Below are 24,514 nucleotides of genomic sequence, written 5' to 3' on the forward strand. Positions count from 1 at the left end.
CGCGTCGCCACCGAACTCAACGGACGCCCCCGCCAAACCCTCGGCTGGCACACACCCACCGAAGCCCTCGAAGCACTACTGTTCAACCAACAAACAATGCGTGTTGCAACCACCACGTGAATCCGCCCCTCCTTGAGGGACCCAGAGTCCCTCAAGGAGGCCTTCACGGACCTCGGACCCGCGATCGCCGCAGCCAAGGTCCAGTAGGTACTGAAGGCACCTTCGCCCTAACCCGACCCACCGTTGCCCCGGAGGCTCGGCCCCGGGGCAACACGCGAAACCGCGCGGCGGCGCGGATCTCGGGGCGCGGCAAGAGCGAAGTACTTGCGAAGGGGCTCGAAATGAAGATGCCGCGGCGCGGTGGGCCCTGGGGGTCGGCCCACCGCCGCCGCGGCTCCGCCGGACCGAGGGGGGAGGTGCCCGGCGGGGATTCACGCGCGCGACCGGGCTTCATCCCCAGTGGCGCGCCGAAACCGTGTGTTGCGCGTCAGTTAACGAGAGTAACGGCTGTTTGCGTGATCGCGCCATAACTCGCCGCAAATTAGTGGGGTGTTTTTTCACTTCCAGCGGTCGGTGAGAACCCCCAGCGCGCCGAGTGCCACGGCGGCGGCGGTGGAGGTGCGCAAAACGGTGGGGCCCAACCGGATGGCGGTGGCGCCGGCGTCGGTGAGGGTGTTCAGTTCTTCGTCGGTGATGCCGCCCTCGGGGCCGACGACGAGAAGGATGTCTCCTTGTGCCGGGAGTTCGATCTCGGTGAGGCGGGTGGTGATGCCGGATTCGAGGACGAGTGCGCGGGAAACGGTCTGCGCGAGTTCGGCGAGTTCGCGGGTGGTGGCGGGTTCGGCGACTTCGGGGACGTGGGCGCGGCGGGCTTGTTTGGCGGCGGCGCGCGCGGTGGTGCGCCAGCGGGTGAGGGCTTTGTCGCCACGGGCGCCTTCTTCCCAGCGGGCGACGCTGCGGGCGGCGCGCCAGGGGACGATGGCGTCGGCGCCGGCTTCGGTGGCGAGTTCGACGGCGAGTTCGCCGCGGTCGCCTTTGGCGAGGGCCTGGGCGACGATGACGCGCAGCGCGGGCGGCTCCTCGATCCAGTGTTCTTCGATGGCGAGGGTGAGCGCCGCGTCCCTGCCCGCCTGGACGGCTTCGACGACGCAGCGCGCCATGCCGCCTTCGCCGTCGGAGAGCACGAGACGTTCGCCGACGCGCAGACGGCGGACGGTGGCGGCGTGCCGGGCTTCCTCGCCGTCGAGGGTGGTGCGCCCGGAACCGGGCAGCGCGGCGGTGAGGAAGACCGGCAGTGTCGTCTCGGGCACGGGTTACCGGTGGTTCTTGGTGCGCAGCTTGGAGAACAGCCCGCCGGGCTTGGAGCCGTTCGAGGACAGCGAAGGCACGTCTTCGCCGCGCTGCTGGGCGAGTTCGACGAGGAGGTCGCGCTGGGCGTCGTCGAGTTTGGTCGGCACGACGACGTCGATGTGGACGTGCAGGTCGCCGCGGCCGTCGACGCGGCCGGAGGACCGCAGCCGGGGCATGCCCTTGGCGGTGAGCACGAGTTCGGTGGCGGGCTGAGTGCCCGGCTCGATGTCGAGTTCGTAGTCGCCGTCGACGAGGGTCTCGATGGGCACCGTGGCGCCGAGGGCGGCGGTGGTCATCGGGATCCGGAAGTTGCAGTGCAGATCGTTGCCCTGCCGGACGAACACCTCGTGCGGCGCCTCGTCGATCTCGACGTAGAGGTCGCCTGCCGGGCCGCCACCGGGGCCGACCTCGCCCTGGCCGGACAGGCGGATGCGCATACCGTCGCCGACGCCCGGCGGGATCTTGGCGGTGACGTTGCGGCGGGCGCGGACCCGGCCGTCGCCGCCGCACTGGCGGCAGGGGTCCGGGATGACCTCGCCGAAGCCGCGGCAGACCGGGCAGGGGCGGGCGGTGACGACCTGGCCGAGGAACGACCGCTGCACGGACTGGACCTCGCCCGCGCCGCCGCAGGTGTCGCAGGTCTTGGTGCCGGTGCCTTCGGCCGCGCCGGCGCCGCGGCACAGGTCGCAGACGATGGCGGTGTCGACGGTGATCTCGCGGTCGACGCCGGTGGCGCACTCCTCGAGGGTCAGGCCGAGGCGGATGAGCGCGTCGGAGCCGGGCTGCACGCGGCTGCGCGGCCCACGACCGCGGCCGCCGCCACCACCGGCGGCGCCGAAGAAGGCGTCCATGATGTCGCCGAGGCCGCCGAAGCCCGAGAACGGGTCTCCGCCGCCACCGCGGGCGCCGCCGTCCATCGGGTCGCCGCCGAGGTCGACGACCTTGCGCTTCTGCGGATCCGACAGCACCTCGTACGCGGTGGTCACCTCGCCGAAACGGTGCTGGGCGTCCTCCGACGGGTTGACGTCGGGGTGCAGTTCACGGGCCAGTTTGCGGTACGCGCGCTTGATCTCCTGATCCGTCGCGTTCTTCGCCACCCCGAGAATGCCGTAATAGTCCCTCGCCACCGTCTTCGCCTTCTCCTTCTGACTTCGACCTCACCGCCGCGTTCAGCGACCGGAGAGGATCTGCCCCACGTAGTTCGCCACCGCGCGCACCGCGGCGATGGTGTTCGGGTAGTCCATCCTGGTCGGCCCGACGACGCCCATCCCGCCCAGCAGCATGTCGTCCATGCCGTAGCCGATGGAGACCACCGAGGTGCTGCGCATCTGCTCGTCCTCATTTTCCTCACCGATGCGCACGCTGATCGCACCGGGGTTGCGGGCGGCCGCGAGGAGCTTGAGGACGATGACCTGCTCCTCGAGCGCCTCCAGCACCTGCCGCAGCGATCCGGGGAAGTCCGCGACGTTGCGGGTGAGGTTCGCCGTTCCACCGAGCACCAGCCGCTCCTCGGGGTGCTCGACCAGCGATTCCACCAGCACGGTACAGACGCGGGTGAGGCTGTCGCGCAGTTCGCCCGGCGACTTCTCGGGCAGTTCGGCGACCGCCGCCGCGGCATCGGAGAGACGACGGCCGGCCAGTGCCCCGTTGAGCACCGTGCGCAGCCTGCCGACGTTCTCCTCGGTGATGACGTCCCCGAGGTCGACGGTGCGCTGGTCGACGCGGCCGGAATCGGTGATCAGCACGAGCATCAGCCGGGCCGGGGTGAGCGGCACCACTTCCAGGTGCCGGACGGCGGAGTTGGTCATCATCGGGTACTGGATGACCGCGACCTGCCTGGTCAGCTGCGCGAGCAGCCGGACGGAACGGCGCAGGACGTCGTCCACATCGGTTCCGCTGTCGAGGAACGCGGTGATGGCCCGGCGCTCCGCCGAACTGAGCGGTTTGACCTCGGCGATCCGGTCGACGAACAGCCGGTACCCCTTGTCCGTGGGGATCCGGCCCGCACTGGTGTGGGGCTGTGTGATGTAGCCCTCTTCTTCCAGCGCCGCCATGTCGTTACGCACGGTGGCGCTGGACACACCGAGGTTGTGCCGGTCGACGATCGCCTTGGATCCGACGGGCTCCTGGTTGGACACGTAATCGGCGACGATCGCGCGCAGCACTTCGAAGCGGCGCTCTTCCGCGTTGGCCACCTGCACCTCCCTCGCTCGTCCTCACAACGAGTTTACGGAAGGCGGAGTGCCCGGCGAGCCACCGGACTTCTTTGGGCCCCTCAGCCGCGCCCCCGGAAGGAGCGCCGCCGCGGCTCCAACGGCCTCCGGATCACCTTCACCGAACCCCACCAGGCGAAACCCGTGACACGCAGCACCGGCGCGCCCGGCTCCGGACGCCGCCGCCCGGTCCCGCGGCCGGTGCCGAATCCGCCCATCAGGCCGAGTCCCCGGACGTCGAGGGCGAAGTCCTCGGGCACGACGATCTTGACGCCGCCCATCACCGCCACCGCCCTGATCGTGCAGGAGCCGGCGGCGATCCGGGCCCGCCGCAGATCGAGGCGCACACTGCCCCAGAACGCGCGGCTGACATGGCGCGGCGGAAGCGGTCCGTCGAATCGTCGCGTGGTGCCGGACATGACGGCGAACGAGCGTCGCCCGCCTTGCTCCTCATCGCCGGTGTGGGACAGGGCGAGCGCCCCGCCCGGCGACAGATCCGCGACGACGGGTTCGAATTCCGCGAAGGTCTTGGCCGCGTAGACCGCGTCCAGTCTCGTTTCCAGTTCACCGGCGGTGATCCGCCCCGAGCCCATGGCTTCGTACAGCAGTCGCGCGACGTTCTCACGATCGGAATCGGCCACCCGCATCGCCGACCGCTTCGGTTCTGACATGACCGCGACGATAACCGTGATCGGCGAATTGCGGAAATGACCCGGCCGCCGCACGGAAAGGCATGAGTGAAATCGGTTTCGCCACCCTGACGGGAATGACAATTCGACGACCGGCCATTGACCGCGCCGTACCGGAAGGTCTTCCATCTAGCTCACTTGCGGAAGTTCCGACTCAGTGTGGAGCGCACTATGACTTCTTCCTTCCGTCATGTCCTGATCGCCGCCATGACCGTGACTTTGGTCGCGGTGGGCGCGCCGGCCGCGAGCGCGGACTCCGATTCGGTATACGTTTCCTCTTCACCGCTTCCCGCCGGCCAGAACGGTGACGTGCTCAAATCGCAGCCCTCGACCTACAACGGGGCGAAATCGACCCGGATCCAATATCTTTCCCGGGACAACAAGGACAAGCAGGTGGCCGTGAGCGGTACCGTCCTGGTGCCGAACAATCCGTGGAACGGTCCCGGCGAACGGCCGATCGTGGCCTATGCGCCGTTCACCTTCGGCATGGGCCCGGACTGCGCCCCCTCGAAAACCCTCGCGGGTGAGGGCTCCTCGGATCTGGTCTCCGGTTTCCAAGGCGGTTTCGTCAACGCGTTGCTGGGCGCCGGATTCGCCGTGGCGCAGACCGACTACATCGGACCGTGGGTGGAAGGCAGCGGCGACCACCCGTACGTCGTCCGGCTGTCCGAGGCGCACACCGTGCTCGACGTCATCCGCGCCGCGCAGCGCCTGCCCGGAACGGGTCTTCCCGCCGACGGCCCGGTCGGTATCGCCGGCTACTCCGAGGGCGGCAGTGCCGCCGCGGCCGCCGCCGAACTCGCCGCCACCTACGCGCCCGAACTGAACGTCAAGGGCGTCTATTCCGGCGCGGCGCCCGCGGACAAGGCCGCGCTGTCCAAGTCGCTCGACGGCGGGATGTACGCCGGGTTCCTCGGTTACGCGCTGATCGGCATCAATCAGGCCTATCCCGAGGCCAGGTTGATGGACCTGGCCAACCCGGCCGGGGCCGATCTGTTCCTGAAGGCCCGGCAGACCTGCACGCTGAACGCGGTCTTCCAGTTCATGTACAAGCAGACCAGCTCGCTGACGAAGGAGGGCAAGCCGGTGTCCGCCTACCTGTCCCAGCCGCCGTTCGACGCGATCGTGGCGGAGAACCGGATCGGCACCGTCAAGCCCGCGATGCCGGTGCTGGTCGAACACAGCCCGATGGACGACGTCATCCCGGCGGCCGTCGGCAAGCAGATGGCGAAGGACTGGTGCGGCAAGGGCGCCAACGTCCAGTGGAAGGACCTGCCGACGTTCACGCCGTTCTTCTCCCACGCGCTGGGCATGACGACCGCGTCGGCCGACGCCGCCGAGTGGCTGAAGGGCGCTTTCAACGGTCAAGCGGGCAACGGCAACTGCGGCCGGTTCTGATCAGACCCGAAGTACATGAAGGCCCCCTTCCTTGCGCCTGGCGCAAGGAAGGGGGCCTTCATGTACTTCAAGAACGCGGCGCTGTCGTCAGCTGTTGCGCGGGAACCCGAGGTTCACCCCGCCCTGCGAAGGATCGGGCCACCGCGAGGTGACGACCTTCGTCCGCGTGAAGAAGTGGAACCCTTCCGGCCCGTAGGCGTGGCTGTCCCCGAACAGCGAGTCCTTCCACCCGCCGAACGAGTAGTAGCCGACCGGCACCGGGATCGGCACGTTCACGCCGACCATCCCGACCTCGACCTCGTTCTGGAACCGCCGCGCGGCCCGCCCGTCGTTGGTGAAGATCGCGGTGCCGTTGCCGTAGGGGTTGGCGTTGATCAGCTCCAGCGCCGCGTCGTAGCCCTCGGCCCGCGCGACCGCCAGCACCGGACCGAAGATCTCGTCGGTGTACACGGACATGTCCGGGGTGACCTGGTCGAACAGCGTCGGGCCGAGCCAGAAGCCGCCGTCCTCGCCGTCGACCTCGATACCGCGGCCGTCGACGACGAGCCGGGCGCCCGCTTCGACCCCGGCCTCCACATAGGACTCGACGCGTTCGTGGTGGGCGGCGGTGACGAGCGGCCCCATCTCCGAGGTGGGCCGCATCCCGTCGCCGACGCGCAGCCGCTTGATCCGCTCGGCGATCTTCGCGACCAGTTCGTCGCCGACCGGGTCGACCGCGACCACGACCGACACCGCCATGCACCGCTCCCCCGCCGAGCCGAAGCCCGCCGAGACGGCCGCGTCGGCGGCGAGGTCGAGGTCCGCGTCCGGGAGGACGACCATGTGGTTCTTCGCGCCGCCGAGCGCCTGCACGCGTTTCCCGTGCCTGGTCCCGGTTTCGTAGACGTACTTCGCGATCGGCGTCGACCCGACGAACGAGATCGCCTTGACGTCGCGGTGTTCCAGCAGGCCGTCGACGGCCACCTTGTCGCCGTGCAGGACGTTGAGGACGCCGTCGGGCAGGCCCGCCTCGGCGAACAGTTCCGCGATGAACACGGCCGCGGACGGGTCCTTCTCGCTCGGCTTGAGCACGACGGTGTTGCCGCAGGCGAGCGCGTTCGGCACGAACCACAGCGGGACCATCGCCGGGAAGTTGAACGGCGAGATCACGCCGACCACGCCCAGCGGCTGCGAGATCGAGTACACGTCGACACCGGTCGAGGCGTTCTCGCTGAACCCGCCCTTGAGCATCTGCGCCGCGCCACAGGCGTACTCGACGTTCTCGATCGCGCGCGCGACTTCGCCCGCCGCGTCGGATTCGACCTTGCCGTGTTCGCTGGTGACGATCTTCGCCAGTTCGTGACGCCGCGCCGAAAGCAGCTCACGGAAGGCGAACAGCACCCGGGTCCGCCCCGCCAGCGAAGTCCCGCGCCAGCCCGGCAGCGCCCGGGACGCGGCCGCGACGGCGGCGTCGACGTCGTCCTGCGCCGCGAAGGCGACCTTCGCCCGCACCTGGCCGGTGGCCGGATCGAACACGTCACCCGATCGTTCGCTCACGCCTTCGCTCGGTTTGCCGTCGATCCAGTGGTTGATGCGGTCGGTCACGGGTTCCGCCTTCCTGGTCCTGATACCTGCTCCCGGTCGAGTCTGGGTGCGCGCGCCACACCGACGCCATCGTCAACGTGTACGGACTCCCGGTCCCGCCCGTACAGTCTGTCTCCAGCGTTGTCGAACCGGGTGGGAGGCCGATGTACCCGACCGTCGCCGAGGTGCTCGCGCTGCCGGTGCTGCGTCAGGGCAGGCCCCATGTGGTGGCGGGGGCGGCGGGGCTGGACGCGCCGGTCCGCTGGGCGCACGTCGCCGAGGTCGCGGACATCGCCCCGTTGCTGCGGGGCGGGGAACTCGTGCTCACCACCGGGGTCGCGCTGCCCGACGACGGCGCCGCGCTGGCCAGGTACGTCGGTGACCTGGCGGGGATCGGGGTCTCCGGGATCGTCGTCGAACTGGTCCGACATTGGAGCGAGAAGCTGCCGCCCGCGCTGGTCGACGCCGCGGACCGCCACGGTGTTCCGCTGATCACCCTTTCGCGCGAGACGCGGTTCGTGTCGGTCACCGAAGCGGTGAACGGGCTGATCGTCGACGCCCAGGTCGACGAACTACGCGCGGCCGAGCGGGTCCACGAGACCTTCACCGCGCTCACGATCGCCGGGGCCGAGCCGGGGGAAATCCTGCGCGAGGTCGCGAGGCTCACCGAACATCCCGTCGTACTGGAGACGCTCTCGCACGAGGTCCTCGCCTATGACACGGCGGGGACCGATCCCGGCGAACTGCTGCCCGGCTGGCCGTCCCGGTCGCGCCCGGTGCAGGTCGGCGAGCGGACCGGCTACCACCAGGGCGCGGGCTGGCTGATCACCGTGGTCGGCGCGCGCGGGCACGACTGGGGACGGCTGGTCGTCGTCTGCGGGGATCCGCCGCCGCACCGGCACGTCGTGGTCGCCGAACGGGCGGCGTCCGCGCTCGCGGTGCACCGGCTGGTCGCCAAGGACACCGACAGCCTCGAACGCCAGGCGCACCGCGCGATCCTGACCGAACTGCTGGCGAACCCGGTGCCGCCCGCCGAACTGACCGCGCGAGCCTCCGCGCTGGGTGTCCCGCTGACCGGACGGCTGCTGGTCGGGGTCGCCGTGCGGCCCCGGATCACCGTGACCGCCAAGACCGCGCAGTCCACTCCGGTGCTGCTGCGCGAACTCGCCGAGGCGACCGTGCTCGCCGCGCGGCACGCCAAGGTGTCCGCGCTGGTGGCCACCGACGACACCCAGGTGCGCGCGTTGATCGCGCTCTCGCCGGAGGCGGGGGTCGACGCGGTCCTGCGACGGCTGGCCAACGACGTCCACGAGGCTCGCGCCGGCGCGCCCGCCGTGGTCGCGGTCGGGACCACGGGCAGCGGGCCCGCCGAGGCGCGGCGGACACTCGTCGAAGCCGCGCAGGTCGCCGCCGCGGCGCTCGCCGAGAACGTCGAACGCGTGCTCCACCGGCTCGACGACGTCCGGTTGCGCGGACTGCTGCATCTGCTGGCCGGCGACGAACGGATCACCGCGTTCGCCGCGCGGGAGCTCGGCCCGCTGCTGAGCCGGGACGCCGCGCAGGGCAGCAGACTCGTTCAGGCGTTGAGGCATTACTGCGAGCACGGCGGCAACAAGTCCGCGGCTGCCGCCGCCGCGCACACCTCCCGTACCGCGTACTACCAGCAGCTGGCCCGGATCGAGCAGGTCCTGGGCGTGCGGCTCGAAGATCCGGAGTCGATGCTCTCGCTTTATGTCGCTTTGCTCGCCCACGACATTCGAAAAGCGGACGACCACACGTCCGGGTGAGCAAATCTCACCCGAGCGTGGAACACAGTGATCGGGCCACGTCAGCCGATAGGGTTGATATGGCTTTCTTCGAACCGATCGGCGCCTGCGTGCTCGCGCTGGCCTGTATGGCCCCGGCGCAACCCGCCGAATCCACGTTTCAGCTGACCAGCCACGACACCAGGGGCCGGATCGGCACCGTCTCGCTCACCTGCGGGCCCACCGGGGGCTCCCACCCCACGCGCGGGAACGCCTGCGGCAAACTGTCCGAAGTGGACGGAAAGTTCGAGAAGCTCCGTCCGGAACCGCGGGCCTGCACCCTCGAATACTCGCCGGTGGACGTCTCCGCGGTCGGCAAATGGCGCGGCGAACCGGTCACCTTCCGCACCTCGTACGCCAACCGGTGCGTCGCCGACGCCGAGTCGGCCGGCGTCTTCACCTTCTGACCACGGCACTTCCGACGAGGTGACCGCCGGACCTCCCCCTCGGTGGCCCGGCGGCGCCGTTCACCGCCGCCTTGATCGCCCTCACCCCCAAAGAGGGCGATCAAGGCCGTGGGTCACCACTCAAGGACGGATCACGTACCGGCAGCCGGTCCCGTCCTTCGCGGTGACGGGGGTCTGACGCGCGAGGGACCGGCTCAGGTTCCATTCGCGCCAATCATCTTCCGGGATTTCCCGCACGACCGGTCCGAGCACACAGGACCGCAGCGGCTCGGGGAGCCGGTCGGCCGACGGCACCACGTCGGCGGAAAACCGTGACAGGTAAGTGGTGTCGAGTGTCTTGCCGTGCGCGAGCCGGTCGATGTTGCGGTCGGCGATGAACCGTTCCGGATCGAGCACGGCCAGCCCCAGCAGTGCCGCGACGGCCGCTCCGATGGCCGCGCGCGGCAGCCAGGCCGACCGCAGCGGGATCAAGGACGCGAGCACCAGCACGAAGATCAGGCCGATCCAGAGCTCGCAGACCTCGACCAGCAGCCGCAGCACGGTGAACCCGTACGCCTGCTGGTATGTCCACATGCGACTCAACGCCGACGCGACCAGCACCAGGCTGAGCACGCTCAACGCGCCGAGCAACCCGCGCTGCCAGGCACGATCGGCCACCGAAGTCTTCGGCGCCCAGCGCAGCGCGGCGGCGACCAGCAGCAGGGTCAGCACGGTGATGGCGGAGAGCTGCCAGAACCCGCTCCTGGCGTACTCGGCCGCCGTCAGGCCGCTCGTGGCCAGCAGGTATTCGGTGCCGCCGAACAACACGACCAAGCGGACCACGACGAAACTCGTGAACAGCAGCACCAGCACACCCAGCGGCAGCGTCCATTCGAGCCGGTGCGCCAGCCGTTTGCGCGGCGCGTCTTCGGCGACGGGCAGCGGGGGCGCCGCCAGCAGGTAACACGCCCCGGTGACGGCGAACGCGGCCACCACGAACAGGAAACCCCAGCGCACGAAGGTTCCGGGGTTCAGTTCGGGGATCACCGCGTCGACGACGCTCGCGAACGCGGCGTCCGCGCCCCGCAACAGCGGGACGAACACCAGCAGCAGCAAGGCGCTCGCCAGTACCGGCACGAGGAACCTCGGCCGTGTCCGGCCTTCCTGTTTCTTGCCGAGCTTCGTGAGCCCGCGCCCGACCCACGGGATCGAAAGCAGCGCTTCGATGGGGACCGCGAAGACGTCGTAGAAGATCGTGTTCACGGTGCGTTTCCCGACCACGGCGAGGGATCCCGCGACGAAGGCCGCCAGCACGCACAACACGTTCAGCCACACCGACGCGCGGAACATCCCGACCGCGAGCAGGCCGAGGGCGGCCACCGCCCACACCGCGTTGACCGGCCCGAAATGCCGCTCGGCGTCACCACGGGCGCGCTTGTCGGCGAAGTAGACGGCCACCGCGAAGGCGAGCCCGGCCACGAACCAGCCCGCCCCGGGGTCGTCCGGCATGACGACCGCGGTGACGAGCCCGGCCGCGACCGCCGCGGGCAGCACGGAGGCGGGCAGCGGGACGATCGCCGACTTCGGCGGCACCCGCGGTCGCATCAGCACCGGCACGGGCGGCACCGGCGGGGCGGGCGGCAGGGTGGTCGTCGCCGAGGGCGGCGACGTGTGCGCCTGCTTCTCCTCTTGCTCTTCGCTCATCGAATCCTCCAGTTTGCGAAAGCACATCACGTTGGCCGTGCGCGGCCGCCCGAAAGAAGCGACCGGGGAACTAGGGAACGGGGATCACGACGCGGATGACACAGCCCGGCCGTCCTTCGGGGGTGACGACGGCGATGCTGCCGTCGTGCAGGTCCACCACCCACCGCGCGATCGCGAGCCCGAGGCCGGTGCCCCCGCCGCCGGCCCGCTCACCGCGGGTGAACCGCTCGAACACGCTGTCCCGCTCCCCAAGCGGGATTCCGGGGCCTTCGTCCTCCACCTCGATGACGACGTCGGCCTCGCGGGCCTCCGCCCGCACCCGGACCTCTCCCCCGGCGGGTCCGTGCCGGACGGCGTTGTCGAGCAGGTTGACCACGACCTGGTAGAGCCGGCCGCGGTCGGCGACGGCGGTCGCGCCGGGCGGCTGGACGTCGACGGAGAACCGCACGCCGCGGCCGGTGACCCCGGCTTCGGTGGCGACCTCCTCCAAGAGCAGTTCGAGATCGAACTCCTCCAGCTGCAACGGGAAGGCGCCCGCGTCGATCCGGGAGAGATCCAGCAGTTCCGAGACAAGCCTGCCGAGCCGTTCGGTCTGCTGCAGCGCGGTCTTCAGCGTCGCCGGATCGGGTTCGGCGACCCCGTCGACCAGGTTCTCCAGCACCCCGTTCAGCGCGGTGATCGGAGTGCGGAGCTCGTGGGAGACGTTCGCGATCAGCTCGCGGCGGCGCTGATCCGAGGCGTCCAGGTCGGCGGCCATCTGGTTGAAGGCGTGCGACAGCTCGCCGACCTCGTCGCGGGCGGTCGCGCGGACCCGCCGGGTGTAGTCGCCCTTGGCCATCGCGCGGGCCGCGGCGGTCATCTCCCGCAGCGGCCTGGTCATCCCGTGCGCCAGGATCTGCGAGGTGACCACGGCCAGCACCATGGCCGCGATCGTGGTCCGCGGCGGCAGCCAGCCGATCTGCCAGTTGAAGAAGGCGAACGCGATCCCGCCCGACGACACCAGCAGGATCGCGAGCTTGAGCTTGATCGAGCGGACCGGGTCGAGCGGTCTCGGGAGCGCGTCGACCACGCGGCCGAGCAGCGGGCGGAGCTTCACGATCCCACCTCCAGGGCGTATCCCACGCCGTGCACGGTGCGGATGAGGTCGGCGCCCAGTTTGCGGCGCAGCGCCTTGATATGGCTGTCGACCGCGCGGGTGCCCGAACCGGTGCCCGCGACGTCCCAGTCCCACACCTCGCTGAGCAGCCGTTCCCTCGGCTGCACCGCCCTCGGGCGTTTCGCGAAGTGGACGAGGAGGTCGAACTCGATCGGCGTCAGCTGGGCCTGGGTGCCCGCCCGCGTGACCCGCCGCTGGTCGACGTCGATTTCGAGGTCGCCGAGCACGATCTTCGTGCCCGCTTCCTCGCCCTCGGCGCGCGCGGACCGTTCGACACGGCGCAGCAGCGCGTGCACCCGCGCCGAGAGCACCCGCATCGAGAACGGTTTGGTGAGGTAGTCGTCCGCGCCGACGCCGAGACCGATCAGCATGTCCGTCTCATCCGAGCGGGCGGTCAGCATGAGCACCGGGACCGGGCGGCGGGCCTGGATCCGGCGGCAGACCTCCAGCCCGTCGAAGCCCGGCAGCATCACGTCGAGCACCACCAGGTCCGGCTCCCGTTCGGCGTCGGCCTCGACACCGGAAGGGCCGTCGTGCGCCAGGTCGACCGAGAATCCTTCGGCCCGCAAACGCGCGGCGATGCTCTCCGCGATGGTCACGTCGTCCTCGACGACCAGCACCCGGCGTCCTCCCAGTTCCATGGGGATGACTGTAGGCATCGGCCGTGGAGACCATCCGGGTGAGCTGTGGAGATCCTGTGGAGATGTTTCGGCCGGTTTGCCGGATTGCTACGTCCGCGTGTGTGACGCAGGTCATGCACCAGTGGCCTTCGAACGCAATCGACAGTCTGCGTTCCGACACCCTCAACAGTGAACAGTCTGCCAGTCCCACCCGCGCGGCACGGGCGAGCACGATTCCGCAATGGAGCCGACGGCACGCGGTACGCAGCACGTGCATCCTGATGGCCGGGTGGAACTCGGCGAGGTCGAGTCCTTGAAGGACAGCCGCTTCTACAACGAAGAACTCGCCCCGGTCCCGGTCGAAAAGCGGACTTGGACCACGTACACCTACTTCGCGCTGTGGATGGGCATGGCGCACAACATCCCGTCCTACGCGCTCGCGGCGTCGCTGATCGCGCTCGGCATGGACTGGGTGCAGGCGCTGCTCACCATCACCATCGGCAACCTGATCGTGCTGATCCCGATGCTGCTCAACAGCCACGCCGGGACGAAGTACGGCATCCCGTTCCCGGTGTTCGCCCGTGCCTTCTTCGGGATGCGCGGCGCGAATCTGGCGGCGTTGCTGCGGGCGTTCATCGCGTGCGGCTGGTTCGGCATCCAGACCTGGGTCGGCGGCGAAGCGATCTACATCATCGTCGGACGGCTGGCGGGGTCCGGCTGGAAGGACTCCGCCGTCGTCCTCGGCCAGCACTGGACACTGTGGCTTTCGTTCGGCCTCTTCTGGCTGTTCCAGATGCTCATCATCTGGCGCGGGATGGAGGCGGTCCGCCGGTTCGAGAACTGGACGGCTCCGCTGGTGTCGGTCGGTTTCCTGATCCTGCTGGGCTACGTGCTGGTCAAGGCGGGCGGGCTCGGCCCGATCCTGTCCGAACCCGGGAAACTCGGCTGGGGGCCGGACTTCTGGAAGGTGTTCGCCCCGTCGCTGATGGCGATGATCGCGTTCTGGTCGACGCTTTCGCTGAACATGCCGGACTTCACCCGGTTCGGCGGCAGCCAGGGCAAGCAGGTCCGCGGCCAGATCCTCGGCCTGCCGACCACGATGACCTTCATCGCGATCGTCGCCATCCTGACCACCTCGGGCGGCAGCGTCCTCTACGGCGAGCAGATCTGGGATCCGGCGAAACTGGCCGACCGGTTCGATTCCCCGGTCGTCGTGGTGGTCGCGCTGATCGCGCTGGTACTGGCGACCGTGTCGGCGAACCTCGCGGCCAACGTGGTCAGCCCGTCCTACGACTTCTCCAACGCCTTCCCGAAGAAGATCACCTTCGCGGTCGGCGGGCTGATCACCGGCATCATCGGCATCGTCATCCAGCCGTGGCGGCTCTACTCCGACCCGAACATCTACATCTTCGCGTGGCTCGGCTTCTACGGCGGCCTGCTCGGCGCCGTCGCCGGGGTGATGGTCGCCGGCTACTGGGTCGTCTACCGCACCAAGCTGCGCCTGCGGGATCTGTACACCGAACGCGGCATCTACTGGTTCAACGGCGGCTGGAACTGGCGTGCGCTCGTCGCGACGCTGGTCGGCGCCGTGCTCGCGGTCGGCGGCGCGTACGGCGGGCCGTTCCCCGCCGACGGGCTGATCCCGTTCCTGAAACCCCTCTACGACTACAACTGGGTCGTCGGCCTGGCGGGCGCCTTCGTCGTCTACCTGCTGCTGTCCCTGCCCGAACGCAAGCGCACCACCGAGATCGAGGAGGATGCAAGTGAGCGACGTGGTCCGAGCCGGATTGATCCAGCAGCGGTGGACGGGTGACAAGGAGTCCATGATCGCGAACGCGGTCGATGCCATCGGCAAGGCCGCTTCGCAGGGCGCACAGGTCGTCTGCCTGCAGGAGTTGTTCTACGGCCCGTACTTCTGCCAGGTGCAGGACACCGACTATTACTCCTACACCGAAGGCATCCCCGACGGGCCGACGACGAAACTCATGCAGGAGGTCGCCGAACGCCACGGTGTCGTACTGGTCGTGCCGATGTACGAGGTCGAGCAGCCCGGCGTGTACTACAACACCGCCGCGGTGATCGACGCCGACGGCACCTACCTCGGCAAGCACCGCAAGAACCACATCCCGCAGGTGAAGGGCTTCTGGGAGAAGTTCTACTTCCGGCCCGGGAACATGGGCTACCCGGTGTTCGACACCGCCGTCGGCCGTATCGGCGTCTACATCTGTTACGAACGGCACTTCCCGGAGGGCTGGCGGGCGCTGGGCCTGGCCGGGGCGAAGATCGTGTTCAACCCGTCGGCGACCAGCCGCGGCCTGTCGGAGTACCTGTGGCGGCTGGAGCAGCCCGCGGCCGCGGTCGCGAACGAGTACTACGTCGGCACGATCAACCGTGTCGGGGTGGAACCCTTGGGCGACAACGACTTCTACGGCCAGTCGTATTTCGCGGACCCGCGCGGCCAGCTCGTCGGCGAAGCCGCGTCCGACACCGAGGAGGAGATCGTCGTCCGCGATCTCGACATGGGCAAACTCGCCGAGGTGCGGGATCTGTGGGCCTTCTACCGGGACCGGCGTCCCGACAGCTACGGACCCCTCGCGGAGGCGTGATGACCACCCTCATCAGCGGCGGGCAGGTGCTGTCCACGATGGGCGCTTCGGCGGCGGACGTCCTCGTCGACGGCGAGACGATCTCGGCCGTCGGCGCCCCCGGGACGCTCGGGCCGGCCGACTCGGTGATCGACGCCACCGGGAAGTACGTCATGCCCGGCGGGATCGACGCGCACACCCATATGGAGATGCCGTTCGGCGGAACGCATTCCGTCGACACCTTCGGCACCGGGACGACGGCGGCGGCGTGGGGCGGGACGACCACGATCATCGACTTCGCCGTCCAGGCCAAGGGCACCTCACTGCTGTCCACTATGGACAAATGGCACGAGAAGGCCGACGGCAACTGCGCCATCGACTACGGCTTCCACATGATCGTCTCCGACGTCAACGATTCGTCGTTGAAGGAGATGCAGGCCTGTGTCGACGGCGGGGTGGGCAGCTTCAAGATGTTCATGGCCTATCCCGGGGTCTTCTACTCCACGGACGGCGAGATCCTGCTGGCCATGCAGAAGGCGCGCGAGATCGGCGCGACGATCATGATGCACGCGGAGAACGGCATCGCGATCGACCAGCTGGCCGCGCAGGCGTTCGCGGCCGGGAAGATCGACCCGGTGCAGCACGGGCTCACCCGCCCGCCGGAGCTGGAGGGCGAGGCGACCTCGCGCGCGATCCAGCTGGCCAAGGTGACCGGGGCGCCGCTGTACATCGTGCATCTCTCGGCGTCGCAGGCGCTGGCGGCGGTCGCGGAGGCGCGGAACGACGGGCAGAACGTCTTCGCGGAGACGTGTCCTCAGTACCTGTATCTGTCCATCGAGGACTTGGCGAAACCCGATTTCGAGGGCTCGAAGTACGTCGCCTCTCCCCCGCTGCGCGAGAAGTCGCATCAGGCGGATCTGTGGCGCGGGCTGCGGACCAACGATCTGTCGGTGGTGTCGACGGATCACTGTCCCTTCTGTTTCAAGGACCAGAAGGAACTCGGCCGTGGCGACTTCCGCGCGATCCCCAACGGGATCCCCGGCGTCGAACACCGGATGGACCTGCTGCACCAAGGGGTCGTGGCGGGCGAGCTCACGCTCGGACGCTGGGTCGAGACCTGTTCGACCACGCCGGCGCGCATGTTCGGGCTGTACCCGCGCAAGGGGGTGATCGCGGCGGGGTCCGACGCGGACATCGTCGTCTACGACCCGGCGGCGAAGCAGACCCTGTCGGTCGAGACGCATCACATGAACGTGGACTACTCGGCCTACGAGGGCATGGAGATCACCGGCAAGGTCGACACCGTGCTCTCGCGCGGGCGCGTGGTGGTGTCGCCGTCCGGTTTCTCGGGCAGTACGACGCACGGGAAATTCCTCTCGCGCGACCTGAACCAGTACCTGAACTGAGGCGGTGGCCGTGGATTTCGGGATTGTTCTCCAGACCGATCCGCCCGCGCGCGACCTCGTGCGGCTGATGAAGGCCGCCGAGGACCAGGGGTTCCGCTACGGCTGGACCTTCGACTCGTGTGTGCTGTGGCAGGAACCGTTCGTCATCTACTCGCAGATCCTCGCGGCGACGTCGTCGATGATCGTGGGCCCGATGGTGACCAGCCCGGCCACGCGGGACTGGTCGGTGATGGCGTCGACCTTCGCCACGCTCAACGACATGTACGGCAACCGGACGGTGTGCGGGATCGGCCGCGGCGACTCGGCGCACCGGGTGGTCGGCATGCCACCGTCCACTTTGGCCACCGTGCGCGACTGCATGCACGTGGTCAAGGAGCTGGCCGAAGGACGCGAGGTCCTGTTGCGGGACAAGCCGGTGCAGATCCCGTGGATCCGCAACGGCAGGCTTGAGATGTGGATGGCGGGTTACGGGCCGAAGGCGCTGAAGACGGTCGGCGAACACGCTGACGGCTTCATCCTGCAGTGCGCCGATCCCGCTATCGCCCGGTGGACCATCGGTTCCGTCCGCGAGGCCGCTCGCGCGGCGGGACGGGATCCGGCCGGGATCACGATCTGCCTCGCGGCCCCGGCGTACGTCGGCGACGATCTGGCGCATCAGCGGGAGCAGCTGCGCTGGTTCGGCGGGATGGTCGGCAACCATGTCGCGGATCTCGTGGCGCGGTACGGCGATTCCGGGCCGGTGCCGCACGAGCTCACCGACTACATCCGTGAGCGGCAGGGCTACGACTACTCGCACCACGGGCGGGCGGGGAACCCGTCGACCGACTTCGTCCCGGACGAGATCGTGGACCGGTTCTGCCTGCTCGGGCCGTCGTCGGCGCACGTCGAACGGCTGGAGGAGCTGGCTTCGCTCGGTGTCGACCAGTTCTCGCTGTACCTCATGCACGACCAGCGCGAGGAAACCCTGAAGCGCTACGGCTCGGAGGTCATCAACCGCTGACACCCGCATTTCGTCCTCTGAATGCGTTCTCCCGCATTCAGAGGACGAAATGCGTGGGGGTCAGGCGCCGAACCAGGCGGCGAAGGACTCACGCAGGCCTTCGGCGTCGTCGCCCGCCCAGGCGACGTAGCCGTCCGGGCGGATCAGGAGGACGTCGGCGGGCCTGTCCTCGGCCTTCGCGGTGTGGACGTCGGCGCGGCCTTGCGCGAGTTCACGCAGATCGGGCCGTCCCGCGAGGTCGAGCAGCACCGGCCGCGCCCCGCGCAGCAGCTCGGCGACGCTGGTCGCCCCGTCGTCGGTCTCCAGCGCGAGATCCGGGACGAACATGCCGGCGAGCGCGTGCGAGGAACCCGGCATCGGGTAGCGCGTGTCGGTCCCGGCGACGTGGGAGGCCAGCCGTCGCGCGGCCGACTCGTCGTCCAGCAGTTCCTGGAAGACCGCGCGGAGCGCTTCGGCGGCTTCGTCGTGCCCCCGCCGCAACCCCACCTGCGCCCGGGACTGCAGCAGCGCACGCGCACCGGCGGCGTGCCGTTCCGCGTGATAGGTGTCCAGCAGTCCTTCCGGTGCCCGGCCCTGGATCTCGGCGGCCAGCTTCCAGGCCAGGTTGACCGAGTCGGACATGCCGACGTTGATCGCCGTGCCGGTGGAGGGCAGCAGGTGGGCCGCGTCGCCCGCCAGCAGGATCCGGCCTTCGCGGTAGCGCTCGGCCTGGCGGGCGGAGAACTGGTAGCGCGAGAGGCGGACCGGCTCGCCCAGCGGGACGTCCCCGCCGAGCACGCGGCGGATGCTGTCCCCGAGTTCGGCCAGGGTCATCGGCACGTCGTCGTCGATCTCGCCGGGATCGTCCTCCGTGGTCTGGATGAACACGATCCCCGGCGTCAGCGATCCGAGCGCGAACACGCCGGTGTCGGTGCGGGTGAAGCCCGCCTTGATCCGGCCCAGCTCCGGCGTCTCGATGTCGCCGTTGTCGTGCACGGTCAGTCCCTCGGGGATCTTGACCTGCCCGATCCGGTTCACCTCGGGATAGGTGGTGCCGGGGAAGCCGATCCCCGCCATCGCCCGGACAGGGCTGCGCCCGCCGTCGCACCCCACCAGATACGGGGCGGTGACCTCGTACGTCCCGTCCGGGCCGCGCACCTCGGCGGTCACCGACACGTCGTCCTGACGCACCCCGACGACCTCGTGCCCGCGACGCACTTCCGCGCCGAGCTCCGTGGCGTGCTCCTCCAGCAGCCGCTCCAGAGACTGCTGCCGTACCGAAAGCGCCTTCAGCGGCGGCTCGTCGAACCGCGTGAGGTCGACGTGGACCCCACCGAAGGGAAAGCGGTGCGGCGGCACGGGATCGGTGACGAGCCCCCGCACCTTCTCCAGCAGGCCTCGATGGTGCAGCAGGTCCAGGATCTGCCCGCTGAGGCCGTGGGCCTTCGGAGTCTTCCCCTGTTCCGGCCGCCGTTCCAGGACCAGCGGGCGCGCACCGGCCAGCCGCAGTTCGGCGGCCAGCATCAGACCGGTCGGGCCGGCACCCACGATGATCACGTCGACGTCCGTCAAATCTTCACTCCTGTTCGGCCTGTACTGGCTACGGCCGAGGATTCTGCGGTATCACCGGGGTCTTGCCGCAAGCCCCCGGGTGCGCTATATGTTGAACATGGAGGGGCGTACCCCACCATCTTTCCGGGTACAGGCACCAGGGATCGCGCGCCCGCGAGGCGAGACGCTGGCCCGATGACCAGAATCCGCGTCGCCGCCGCGCTCACACTTTCCGCACTCGCCGCCCTCACGATCACGCCCGCGGTTTCGGCCGCGCCGAGAGGTCTCGCGTGGGGCGCCTGTCCGTCCGGCTCGCCCCCGGGCTACGACTGCGCCGAGATCGAGGTCCCGTTGTCCTATCAGGACCCTGACGGCTCGCGGATCACCATCGCGCTCGGCCGTCTCCCGGCGACGGACCGGAAGCGCAAACGCGGCACCCTCTTCACCAACCCCGGCGGCCCCGGGAACCAGGGCCGCTTCAGCAGGTTCCAGACGCCGTCCCTGCACCGGCAATTCGACATCGTCGGCTTCGACCCGCGCGGAGTCGGCGCCAGCACACCGGTCCGCTGCTTCACCAGCGACGCGGAAACCGCTCCCCTCAAACGCATCCTGGGTACCTTCCCGATCACCGCCGAGCAGGAGACCCGGCATTTCGCCGACGCCCGCGAGGTCACCGCCTCCTGCGGCCGCAACGCCGGGCCGCTGCTGAACCACCTGTCGACCGCGAACGTCGCCAGGGACCTCGACCGGATGCGCCAAGCCGTCGGCGAGCCCCGGCTGCGTTACTACGGGCTTTCCTACGGCACCTACGTCGGCGAGGTGTACGCCAACCTGTTCCCGCATCGTGTCGGCGCCTTGGCACTGGACGCCGTCGACGATCCGATCGCCTGGTCGACCGGGTACCGCCCGGAGGACGCGAACGTCCCGTTCAGCACCAGGCTCGGCGGTTTCCGGGACGCGGACCGCGCGCTGCAAGCCTTCCTCGACACGTGCGCGGCCGACGTCCGGTGCGCGTTCCGCGAGCCGGGGGTTGATCTGCGGGCCAAGTACGACGCGCTCCTCGACCGGCTCGAAGCCACACCGGGACCGATCACCTACCAGGAGGTCGTCCGGCGGACCCACAACGCGCTGACCGACGAGGCGAATTCCCCGGCGCTGGCCGAATTTCTCCAGTCCGCGACGAAACCGGTCGCGGCCAAGGCCATCGCGACCCCGTTCGATTCCGCGATGGGTGGCGGCGGGACGATCTGCGCAGACACCACGAACCCGCGTGACCCGGCCGCCTGGCCCCGCGCCGCCCGCGCGGCCGACCGGGAAGGCCGCGGTTTCGGTTCGTACGACACGTATCTCTCCCTGCCGTGCGCCTTCTGGCCCGCCACCGACGACGCGCGGTACACGGGACCGTGGAACCGGCCGACCGCGCCGATCCTGTTGCTGGCCAACGGCAAGGGCGATCCGGAAACCCCGTACGCCGGGGCGAAGCGCACCCAACGCATCCTCGGCGACGCCCGGCTCCTGACGCTGGACGCGTGGGGGCACGGCGCCTTGAACCGCAGCGCCTGTGTCGACGCGGCCGTCGACGCCTACCTGACCCTCGGACGCCTTCCGGCACGCGGCGCCGTCTGCGCCCCGGATCACGCGCCTTTCGACGCCAGGTAGGGCCAGGGCGGTGTCCTCTTACAGTCCGCAGGAGGCGGAAGCGTCGCGAGGGCAGGTGAGGGGTCGGTACGGGTGGTCGTGAGTGTTTCGGGTCGTTCTAACGACACTCGCCACTCACGACCCCCTGGACCGACGGGCTCCCCCTCAGTCGACCAAGGCCTGATACACCAGGTTCCTCAATTCGACGCGGATCGGGTACGTCGACGACGGCAGCAACTGGGTGAAGAAGAGGACCGTGATGTCCTCGTCCGGATCGACCCAGAACGCCGTGCTCGCCGCGCCGCCCCAGGCGAACTCGCCCGCGCTGGCGAGGGTCTTGGCCTTCACCGGGTCGTCGAGGACGGAGAAACCCAGCCCGAAGCCGAAACCGTCGTACGGCGCCTCGGAGAACCCGGTCCGGCCGCAGGTCTCCAGATCCACGCCGCCGGGCAGGTGGTTGGTCGCCATGAGCCGGAGCGTGCGCGGGCCGAGCAGGCGGACACCGTCGAGTTCGCCGCCGCGCACCAGCATCTGGGCGAACCGGTGGAAGTCACCCGCCGTGGAGACCAGCCCTCCGCCTCCCGAGAAACACGTGGGCGCGACCCGGCCGAGTGCGCCCATCTCGTCGTGACGGAACGGCTCCTTGGTGACCGGATGCGGCACGTAGAGCGCGGCCAGCCGGTCGAGATCGCCGGCGGCGGCCTGGAACCCCGTCTCGTGCATGCCGAGCGGGGTGAAGATCCGCTCGGCGAAGAAGACGTCGAGCGGCTGACCGGAGACGACCTCGATCAGTCTGCCGAGGATGTCCGTCGCGACCGAATAATTCCATTCCGAACCCGGCTCGAACAGCAGCGGCAGCCGCGCGATCGCCTCGGAGACACCGGCCAGGTCGAGCCCTGGCGCGGTGCCGAAGTCGAAGCCGGCGTCGCGGTAGGCCGCGTCGACCGGATGCGTGCGGTGGAACCCGTAGGTGAGCCCCGCGGTGTGGGTGAGCAGATGCCAGAGGCGAATCGGTTCGGTGGCGGGCACGGTCGCCTGCTTCACCGACGAGCCTCCGGCGAAGACGCGCGGCTCCGAGAACTCCGGCAGCCAGCGGGAGATCGGATCCTTGAGATCGATGAGCCCCGCTTCGACGAGCATCATCGCGGCGACCGACGTGACCGGCTTGGTCATCGAGTAGATGCGCCAGATCGTGTCGGTCTCGACCGGCAGCCCGGCCTCGAGGTCGCGCTGCCCGTTCGCCGCGAGATGCGCGACCTTCCCGTTCCTGGTCACCACGGCCAGATACCCGGGAAGCCGGTTCCGCTCCAGGTATCCGTCGAAATGCTTGTCGATCCGGCGCAGCCGCTCCGCGTCGAAACCCACCTCGGCCGGGTCGACGTCCACCTTCAGCTCGATCATGCGACCGAGGCTACGCGTTCCGCTCGGCCTGTTTCTCCAGCCGCCACGCCTCGTCGGTCTTCCCGATCCGCCAGTATCCGGAGATCGACAGCAGGTCGCGCCGCATCCCCCGGTCGTCCAGCAGATGACGCCGCAGCTCCCGGACGAACCCGGCCTCGCCGTGGACGAACGCCTGCACGACACCATCGCGCCACTCGAGCGCGCGGACGGCGGCCGCGAGGTCGTCGCCCCGGCTCCGGTGCAGCCAGGTGATCCGCGCGTCGCCCTTGGTGGTCAGCGACTGCTCTTCGCCCGCGTCCTCCACGAGGATGAACGCGTGCACGGGAACACCCGCCGGCATCGCCTCGAGCGAAGCGGCGATCGCCGGCAGGGCGCTCTCGTCACCGGCGAGCAGATGCCAGTCCGCCTCCTCGCCCGGCGCGTACGCCCCGCCGGGTCCGGAGATCAGCAGTTCGTCGCCGGGCTTCGCGGCGGCGGCCCACGGTCCGGCGACCCCCTCGTCACCGTGGTGGACGAAGTCGAGCACCAGTTCGCCGAGATTCGGGTCGAAGGCCCGGACGGTGTAGGAGCGCATCCGCGGCCACTGCTCACGCGGCAGCTCTTCGCGGATCCGCGCCAGATCGAACGGCTCGGGATAGGTGACGCCGGGCACCCGGAAGTGCACCTTGACGTAGGCGTCGGTGAAGTCGTTGGGCCGGAACGAAGCGATCCCTTCGCCCCCGGCGACGATCCGGACCATGTGCGGGGTGATCCGCTCGGTGCGCAGCACCCGCAACCGGGTCGTCGACACCGCTCTCCTCGCCTCGGCCATCCACACTCCCTTTTAAGACTTAGGTGAACCTAACCGAGCGTACGCCTCTCCCCGCCCGCCGGGGCGCCCGCGGCCGGATCGCTCACCCGGGTGTTCTGGAAGGACGCGACCCGCCAGCCGCCGGGCTCCTCGACGAGGACGTACGTCAGCGTCGATTCCCGGCCCGGCTCGGGTGCCCCGCCCGAGAGCGACGATCCGCCGCCGGACACGACGATCGCGACGTCCGGCCGGACGAACCGGACCTTCGGCTCACCGCCGCCCGAGACCAGTTTCGATCCCCGGAGCGGTCCCTCGAACAGGGCACGGTGCGCGCTTTCGATGATCGCGCGGCCCGGCATGTTCATCCCGAAGAAGGTCACGTAGTCGGCGTCTTCGGTGAAATGCGAGGCATACGCGGCCGCGTCGCCCTTGTTCCACGCGTCGGCGAGCTCGCCCAGCACGGCCAGCACTTCATTCTTTCGTTCGGTCATGGCTTCCTCCAGTTAGACGAACACCGTTCGTTTGACGAACACTGTTCTACAGACGAACGGCGTTCGCGTCAAGTAGAGTTCCCGGCGAACCCCGGATCAGGAGGCGAACGAAGTGAGCAGGCCCCGGCGTCGCGCCGAGAAACCCGTGCTGTCCCAGGAGCTCGTGGTGAAGACGGCACTGGACCTCCTCGCCCGCGAAGGGCTGGAGGCGGTGAGCATGCGGTGTGTGGCCAAGGCGCTGGAGACCGGCCCGGCGTCGCTCTACGCCCATGTGGCGAACAAGGAAGAGCTCCACGAGCTGATGGTCGACCACGTCCTCGCCTTCGGCCCGTTCCCCGAACCCGACCCGGATCGCTGGGTCGAACAGGCGAAGGATCTGCTGCGCGACAACGTGCGCGCGCTGACATCGGTCCCCGGGATCGCCAAGATCGCGTGGGCCATCCCCGTCCCGGTCGGCGCGAACGCCCTTCAACAGGCCGAAGCGATGCTCGCGGTCCTGCGCGCGGGCGGTCTCGATCTCAAGCGGGCACTGTTCGCCGCCGACGCTTTATGGCTCTACGCCAAGGCTTTCGCCTACGAAGGCGCCGGCTGGCAACACGGCGACATCGACCTCGCGGAGCAGGAACAGCGCGGCAGGCGGATGGTCGAGTACATGACGTCGTTCCCGCCCGGCGCCTTCCCGAATCTGCTGGGTGCGGGCGAGTACTTCACCGCGGAGACCGCGCAGGAGCGGTTCGAGTTCGCGATCGACCTCTTCCTGCGCGGCTTGGCCTCCGCCGCCTCGTGAGG

At 69.5% G+C, this 24,514-nt stretch carries 21 protein-coding genes; 9 read left to right on the forward strand and 12 right to left on the reverse strand.

Features of this window, described 5'->3' with window-relative positions:
* Positions 1-557: 557 nt before the first annotated feature.
* From DMC64_RS37385 to DMC64_RS37400, 4 genes are all read right to left on the reverse strand, one after another.
* Positions 558-1,310, reverse strand: coding sequence for a 16S rRNA (uracil(1498)-N(3))-methyltransferase (locus DMC64_RS37385; protein ID WP_125737391.1), 753 nt, complete (start codon positions 1,308-1,310; stop codon positions 558-560).
* Positions 1,311-1,313: 3 nt separating this feature from the next.
* On the reverse strand, positions 1,314-2,477 hold the full coding sequence (gene dnaJ / locus DMC64_RS37390) for a molecular chaperone DnaJ (protein WP_037342822.1): 1,164 nt from the start codon (positions 2,475-2,477) through the stop codon (positions 1,314-1,316).
* Between the two features lie 42 nt (positions 2,478-2,519).
* A complete protein-coding gene (gene hrcA, locus DMC64_RS37395) occupies positions 2,520-3,545 on the reverse strand; it encodes a heat-inducible transcriptional repressor HrcA (protein WP_125737392.1) in 1,026 nt (341 codons plus the stop codon).
* Positions 3,546-3,625: 80 nt separating this feature from the next.
* Positions 3,626-4,234: a DUF1707 domain-containing protein gene (locus tag DMC64_RS37400; protein ID WP_125737393.1), complete on the reverse strand. Its 609-nt coding sequence runs from the start codon at positions 4,232-4,234 to the stop codon at positions 3,626-3,628.
* A 189-nt stretch (positions 4,235-4,423) separates the two neighbouring features.
* On the opposite strand from DMC64_RS37400, the gene DMC64_RS37405 reads away from it, so the two are divergent.
* The gene (locus DMC64_RS37405; protein ID WP_125737394.1) at positions 4,424-5,650 is read left to right on the forward strand and encodes a lipase family protein; all 1,227 of its coding nucleotides are present in this window, start codon (positions 4,424-4,426) and stop codon (positions 5,648-5,650) included.
* A gap of 87 nt (positions 5,651-5,737) precedes the next feature.
* Here DMC64_RS37405 and DMC64_RS37410 read toward each other — a convergent pair whose 3' ends face one another.
* Entirely contained in the window at positions 5,738-7,234 is a 1,497-nt protein-coding gene (locus tag DMC64_RS37410) for a CoA-acylating methylmalonate-semialdehyde dehydrogenase (protein WP_125737395.1), read from the reverse strand.
* A 143-nt stretch (positions 7,235-7,377) separates the two neighbouring features.
* Between DMC64_RS37410 and DMC64_RS37415 the strand changes: the two genes are divergently transcribed.
* Both DMC64_RS37415 and DMC64_RS37420 read left to right on the forward strand, forming a co-directional pair.
* A complete protein-coding gene (locus DMC64_RS37415; RefSeq protein WP_125737396.1) occupies positions 7,378-9,000 on the forward strand; it encodes a PucR family transcriptional regulator ligand-binding domain-containing protein in 1,623 nt (540 codons plus the stop codon).
* A gap of 59 nt (positions 9,001-9,059) precedes the next feature.
* A complete protein-coding gene (locus DMC64_RS37420; RefSeq protein ID WP_125737397.1) occupies positions 9,060-9,425 on the forward strand; it encodes an SSI family serine proteinase inhibitor in 366 nt (121 codons plus the stop codon).
* 120 nt (positions 9,426-9,545) lie between these two features.
* Here the strand turns inward: DMC64_RS37420 and DMC64_RS37425 are convergent, their stop codons facing one another.
* The 3 genes from DMC64_RS37425 to DMC64_RS37435 all read right to left on the reverse strand — a co-directional run bounded on the left by DMC64_RS37425 (position 9,546) and on the right by DMC64_RS37435 (position 12,884).
* The gene (locus tag DMC64_RS37425) at positions 9,546-11,108 is read right to left on the reverse strand and encodes a DUF4153 domain-containing protein (protein ID WP_125737398.1); all 1,563 of its coding nucleotides are present in this window, start codon (positions 11,106-11,108) and stop codon (positions 9,546-9,548) included.
* A 70-nt stretch (positions 11,109-11,178) separates the two neighbouring features.
* Positions 11,179-12,204, reverse strand: coding sequence for a HAMP domain-containing sensor histidine kinase (locus DMC64_RS37430; protein WP_037342812.1), 1,026 nt, complete (start codon positions 12,202-12,204; stop codon positions 11,179-11,181).
* A complete protein-coding gene (locus DMC64_RS37435) occupies positions 12,201-12,884 on the reverse strand; it encodes a response regulator transcription factor (RefSeq protein ID WP_305019782.1) in 684 nt (227 codons plus the stop codon). Before DMC64_RS37435 ends, DMC64_RS37430 begins: the two co-directional genes overlap by 4 nt.
* A 241-nt stretch (positions 12,885-13,125) precedes the next feature.
* On the opposite strand from DMC64_RS37435, the gene DMC64_RS37440 reads away from it, so the two are divergent.
* The 4 genes from DMC64_RS37440 to DMC64_RS37455 are packed head-to-tail and all read left to right on the forward strand — an operon-like array spanning position 13,126 to position 17,875.
* Positions 13,126-14,697 (forward strand): NCS1 family nucleobase:cation symporter-1, encoded by a 1,572-nt coding sequence (locus DMC64_RS37440; protein ID WP_125737399.1) that lies wholly within the window; start codon positions 13,126-13,128, stop codon positions 14,695-14,697.
* Positions 14,648-15,490: a nitrilase-related carbon-nitrogen hydrolase gene (locus DMC64_RS37445; protein WP_073846488.1), complete on the forward strand. Its 843-nt coding sequence runs from the start codon at positions 14,648-14,650 to the stop codon at positions 15,488-15,490. The genes DMC64_RS37440 and DMC64_RS37445 overlap by 50 nt, the downstream gene beginning before the upstream one ends.
* Positions 15,490-16,875 carry a dihydropyrimidinase gene (gene hydA, locus DMC64_RS37450; RefSeq protein WP_125737401.1) on the forward strand — a complete coding sequence of 462 codons (1,386 nt, stop codon included), beginning with the start codon at positions 15,490-15,492 and terminating at the stop codon, positions 16,873-16,875. Before DMC64_RS37445 ends, hydA begins: the two co-directional genes overlap by 1 nt.
* A gap of 10 nt (positions 16,876-16,885) precedes the next feature.
* Positions 16,886-17,875, forward strand: a complete 990-nt coding sequence (locus DMC64_RS37455) for a TIGR03842 family LLM class F420-dependent oxidoreductase (protein ID WP_063274641.1) — start codon at positions 16,886-16,888, stop codon at positions 17,873-17,875.
* 60 nt (positions 17,876-17,935) lie between these two features.
* On the opposite strand, the gene DMC64_RS37460 is transcribed toward DMC64_RS37455, so the two are convergent.
* A complete protein-coding gene (locus DMC64_RS37460) occupies positions 17,936-19,426 on the reverse strand; it encodes an FAD-dependent monooxygenase (protein ID WP_125737402.1) in 1,491 nt (496 codons plus the stop codon).
* Positions 19,427-19,600: 174 nt separating this feature from the next.
* Here DMC64_RS37460 and DMC64_RS37465 point away from each other — a divergent pair, with 174 nt between their 5' ends.
* Positions 19,601-21,064, forward strand: coding sequence for an alpha/beta hydrolase (locus DMC64_RS37465; RefSeq protein WP_125737403.1), 1,464 nt, complete (start codon positions 19,601-19,603; stop codon positions 21,062-21,064).
* Positions 21,065-21,208: 144 nt separating this feature from the next.
* Here DMC64_RS37465 and DMC64_RS37470 read toward each other — a convergent pair whose 3' ends face one another.
* From DMC64_RS37470 to DMC64_RS37480, 3 genes are read right to left on the reverse strand one after another with little or no spacing between them, the layout of a single operon-like run.
* On the reverse strand, positions 21,209-22,444 hold the full coding sequence (locus DMC64_RS37470; protein WP_125737404.1) for a serine hydrolase: 1,236 nt from the start codon (positions 22,442-22,444) through the stop codon (positions 21,209-21,211).
* Positions 22,445-22,454: 10 nt separating this feature from the next.
* On the reverse strand, positions 22,455-23,255 hold the full coding sequence (locus DMC64_RS37475; protein WP_199755220.1) for a siderophore-interacting protein: 801 nt from the start codon (positions 23,253-23,255) through the stop codon (positions 22,455-22,457).
* 29 nt (positions 23,256-23,284) lie between these two features.
* A complete protein-coding gene (locus DMC64_RS37480) occupies positions 23,285-23,725 on the reverse strand; it encodes an SgcJ/EcaC family oxidoreductase (RefSeq protein WP_125737405.1) in 441 nt (146 codons plus the stop codon).
* Positions 23,726-23,837: 112 nt separating this feature from the next.
* Between DMC64_RS37480 and DMC64_RS37485 the strand changes: the two genes are divergently transcribed.
* Positions 23,838-24,512, forward strand: coding sequence for a TetR/AcrR family transcriptional regulator (locus DMC64_RS37485; protein WP_125737406.1), 675 nt, complete (start codon positions 23,838-23,840; stop codon positions 24,510-24,512).
* Positions 24,513-24,514 lie beyond the last annotated feature (2 nt).

This window comes from Amycolatopsis sp. WAC 04197 (genome assembly GCF_003947475.1).
GTDB classification, from domain to species: Bacteria; Actinomycetota; Actinomycetes; order Mycobacteriales; family Pseudonocardiaceae; genus Amycolatopsis; species Amycolatopsis japonica.

Excerpts from the sequence above, each read along its gene's own strand:
- DMC64_RS37400 (WP_125737393.1), bottom strand. The coding sequence starts at position 4,234 with ATGTCAGAACCGAAGCGGTCGGCGATGCGGGTGGCCGATTCCGATCGT.
- DMC64_RS37405 (WP_125737394.1), top strand. The coding sequence starts at position 4,424 with ATGACTTCTTCCTTCCGTCATGTCCTGATCGCCGCCATGACCGTGACT.
- DMC64_RS37415 (WP_125737396.1), top strand. The coding sequence starts at position 7,378 with ATGTACCCGACCGTCGCCGAGGTGCTCGCGCTGCCGGTGCTGCGTCAG.
- DMC64_RS37420 (WP_125737397.1), top strand. The coding sequence starts at position 9,060 with ATGGCTTTCTTCGAACCGATCGGCGCCTGCGTGCTCGCGCTGGCCTGT.
- DMC64_RS37425 (WP_125737398.1), bottom strand. The coding sequence starts at position 11,108 with ATGAGCGAAGAGCAAGAGGAGAAGCAGGCGCACACGTCGCCGCCCTCG.
- DMC64_RS37440 (WP_125737399.1), top strand. The coding sequence starts at position 13,126 with ATGGAGCCGACGGCACGCGGTACGCAGCACGTGCATCCTGATGGCCGG.
- hydA (WP_125737401.1), top strand. The coding sequence starts at position 15,490 with ATGACCACCCTCATCAGCGGCGGGCAGGTGCTGTCCACGATGGGCGCT.
- DMC64_RS37465 (WP_125737403.1), top strand. The coding sequence starts at position 19,601 with ATGACCAGAATCCGCGTCGCCGCCGCGCTCACACTTTCCGCACTCGCC.
- DMC64_RS37470 (WP_125737404.1), bottom strand. The coding sequence starts at position 22,444 with ATGATCGAGCTGAAGGTGGACGTCGACCCGGCCGAGGTGGGTTTCGAC.
- DMC64_RS37475 (WP_199755220.1), bottom strand. The coding sequence starts at position 23,255 with ATGGCCGAGGCGAGGAGAGCGGTGTCGACGACCCGGTTGCGGGTGCTG.
- DMC64_RS37480 (WP_125737405.1), bottom strand. The coding sequence starts at position 23,725 with ATGACCGAACGAAAGAATGAAGTGCTGGCCGTGCTGGGCGAGCTCGCC.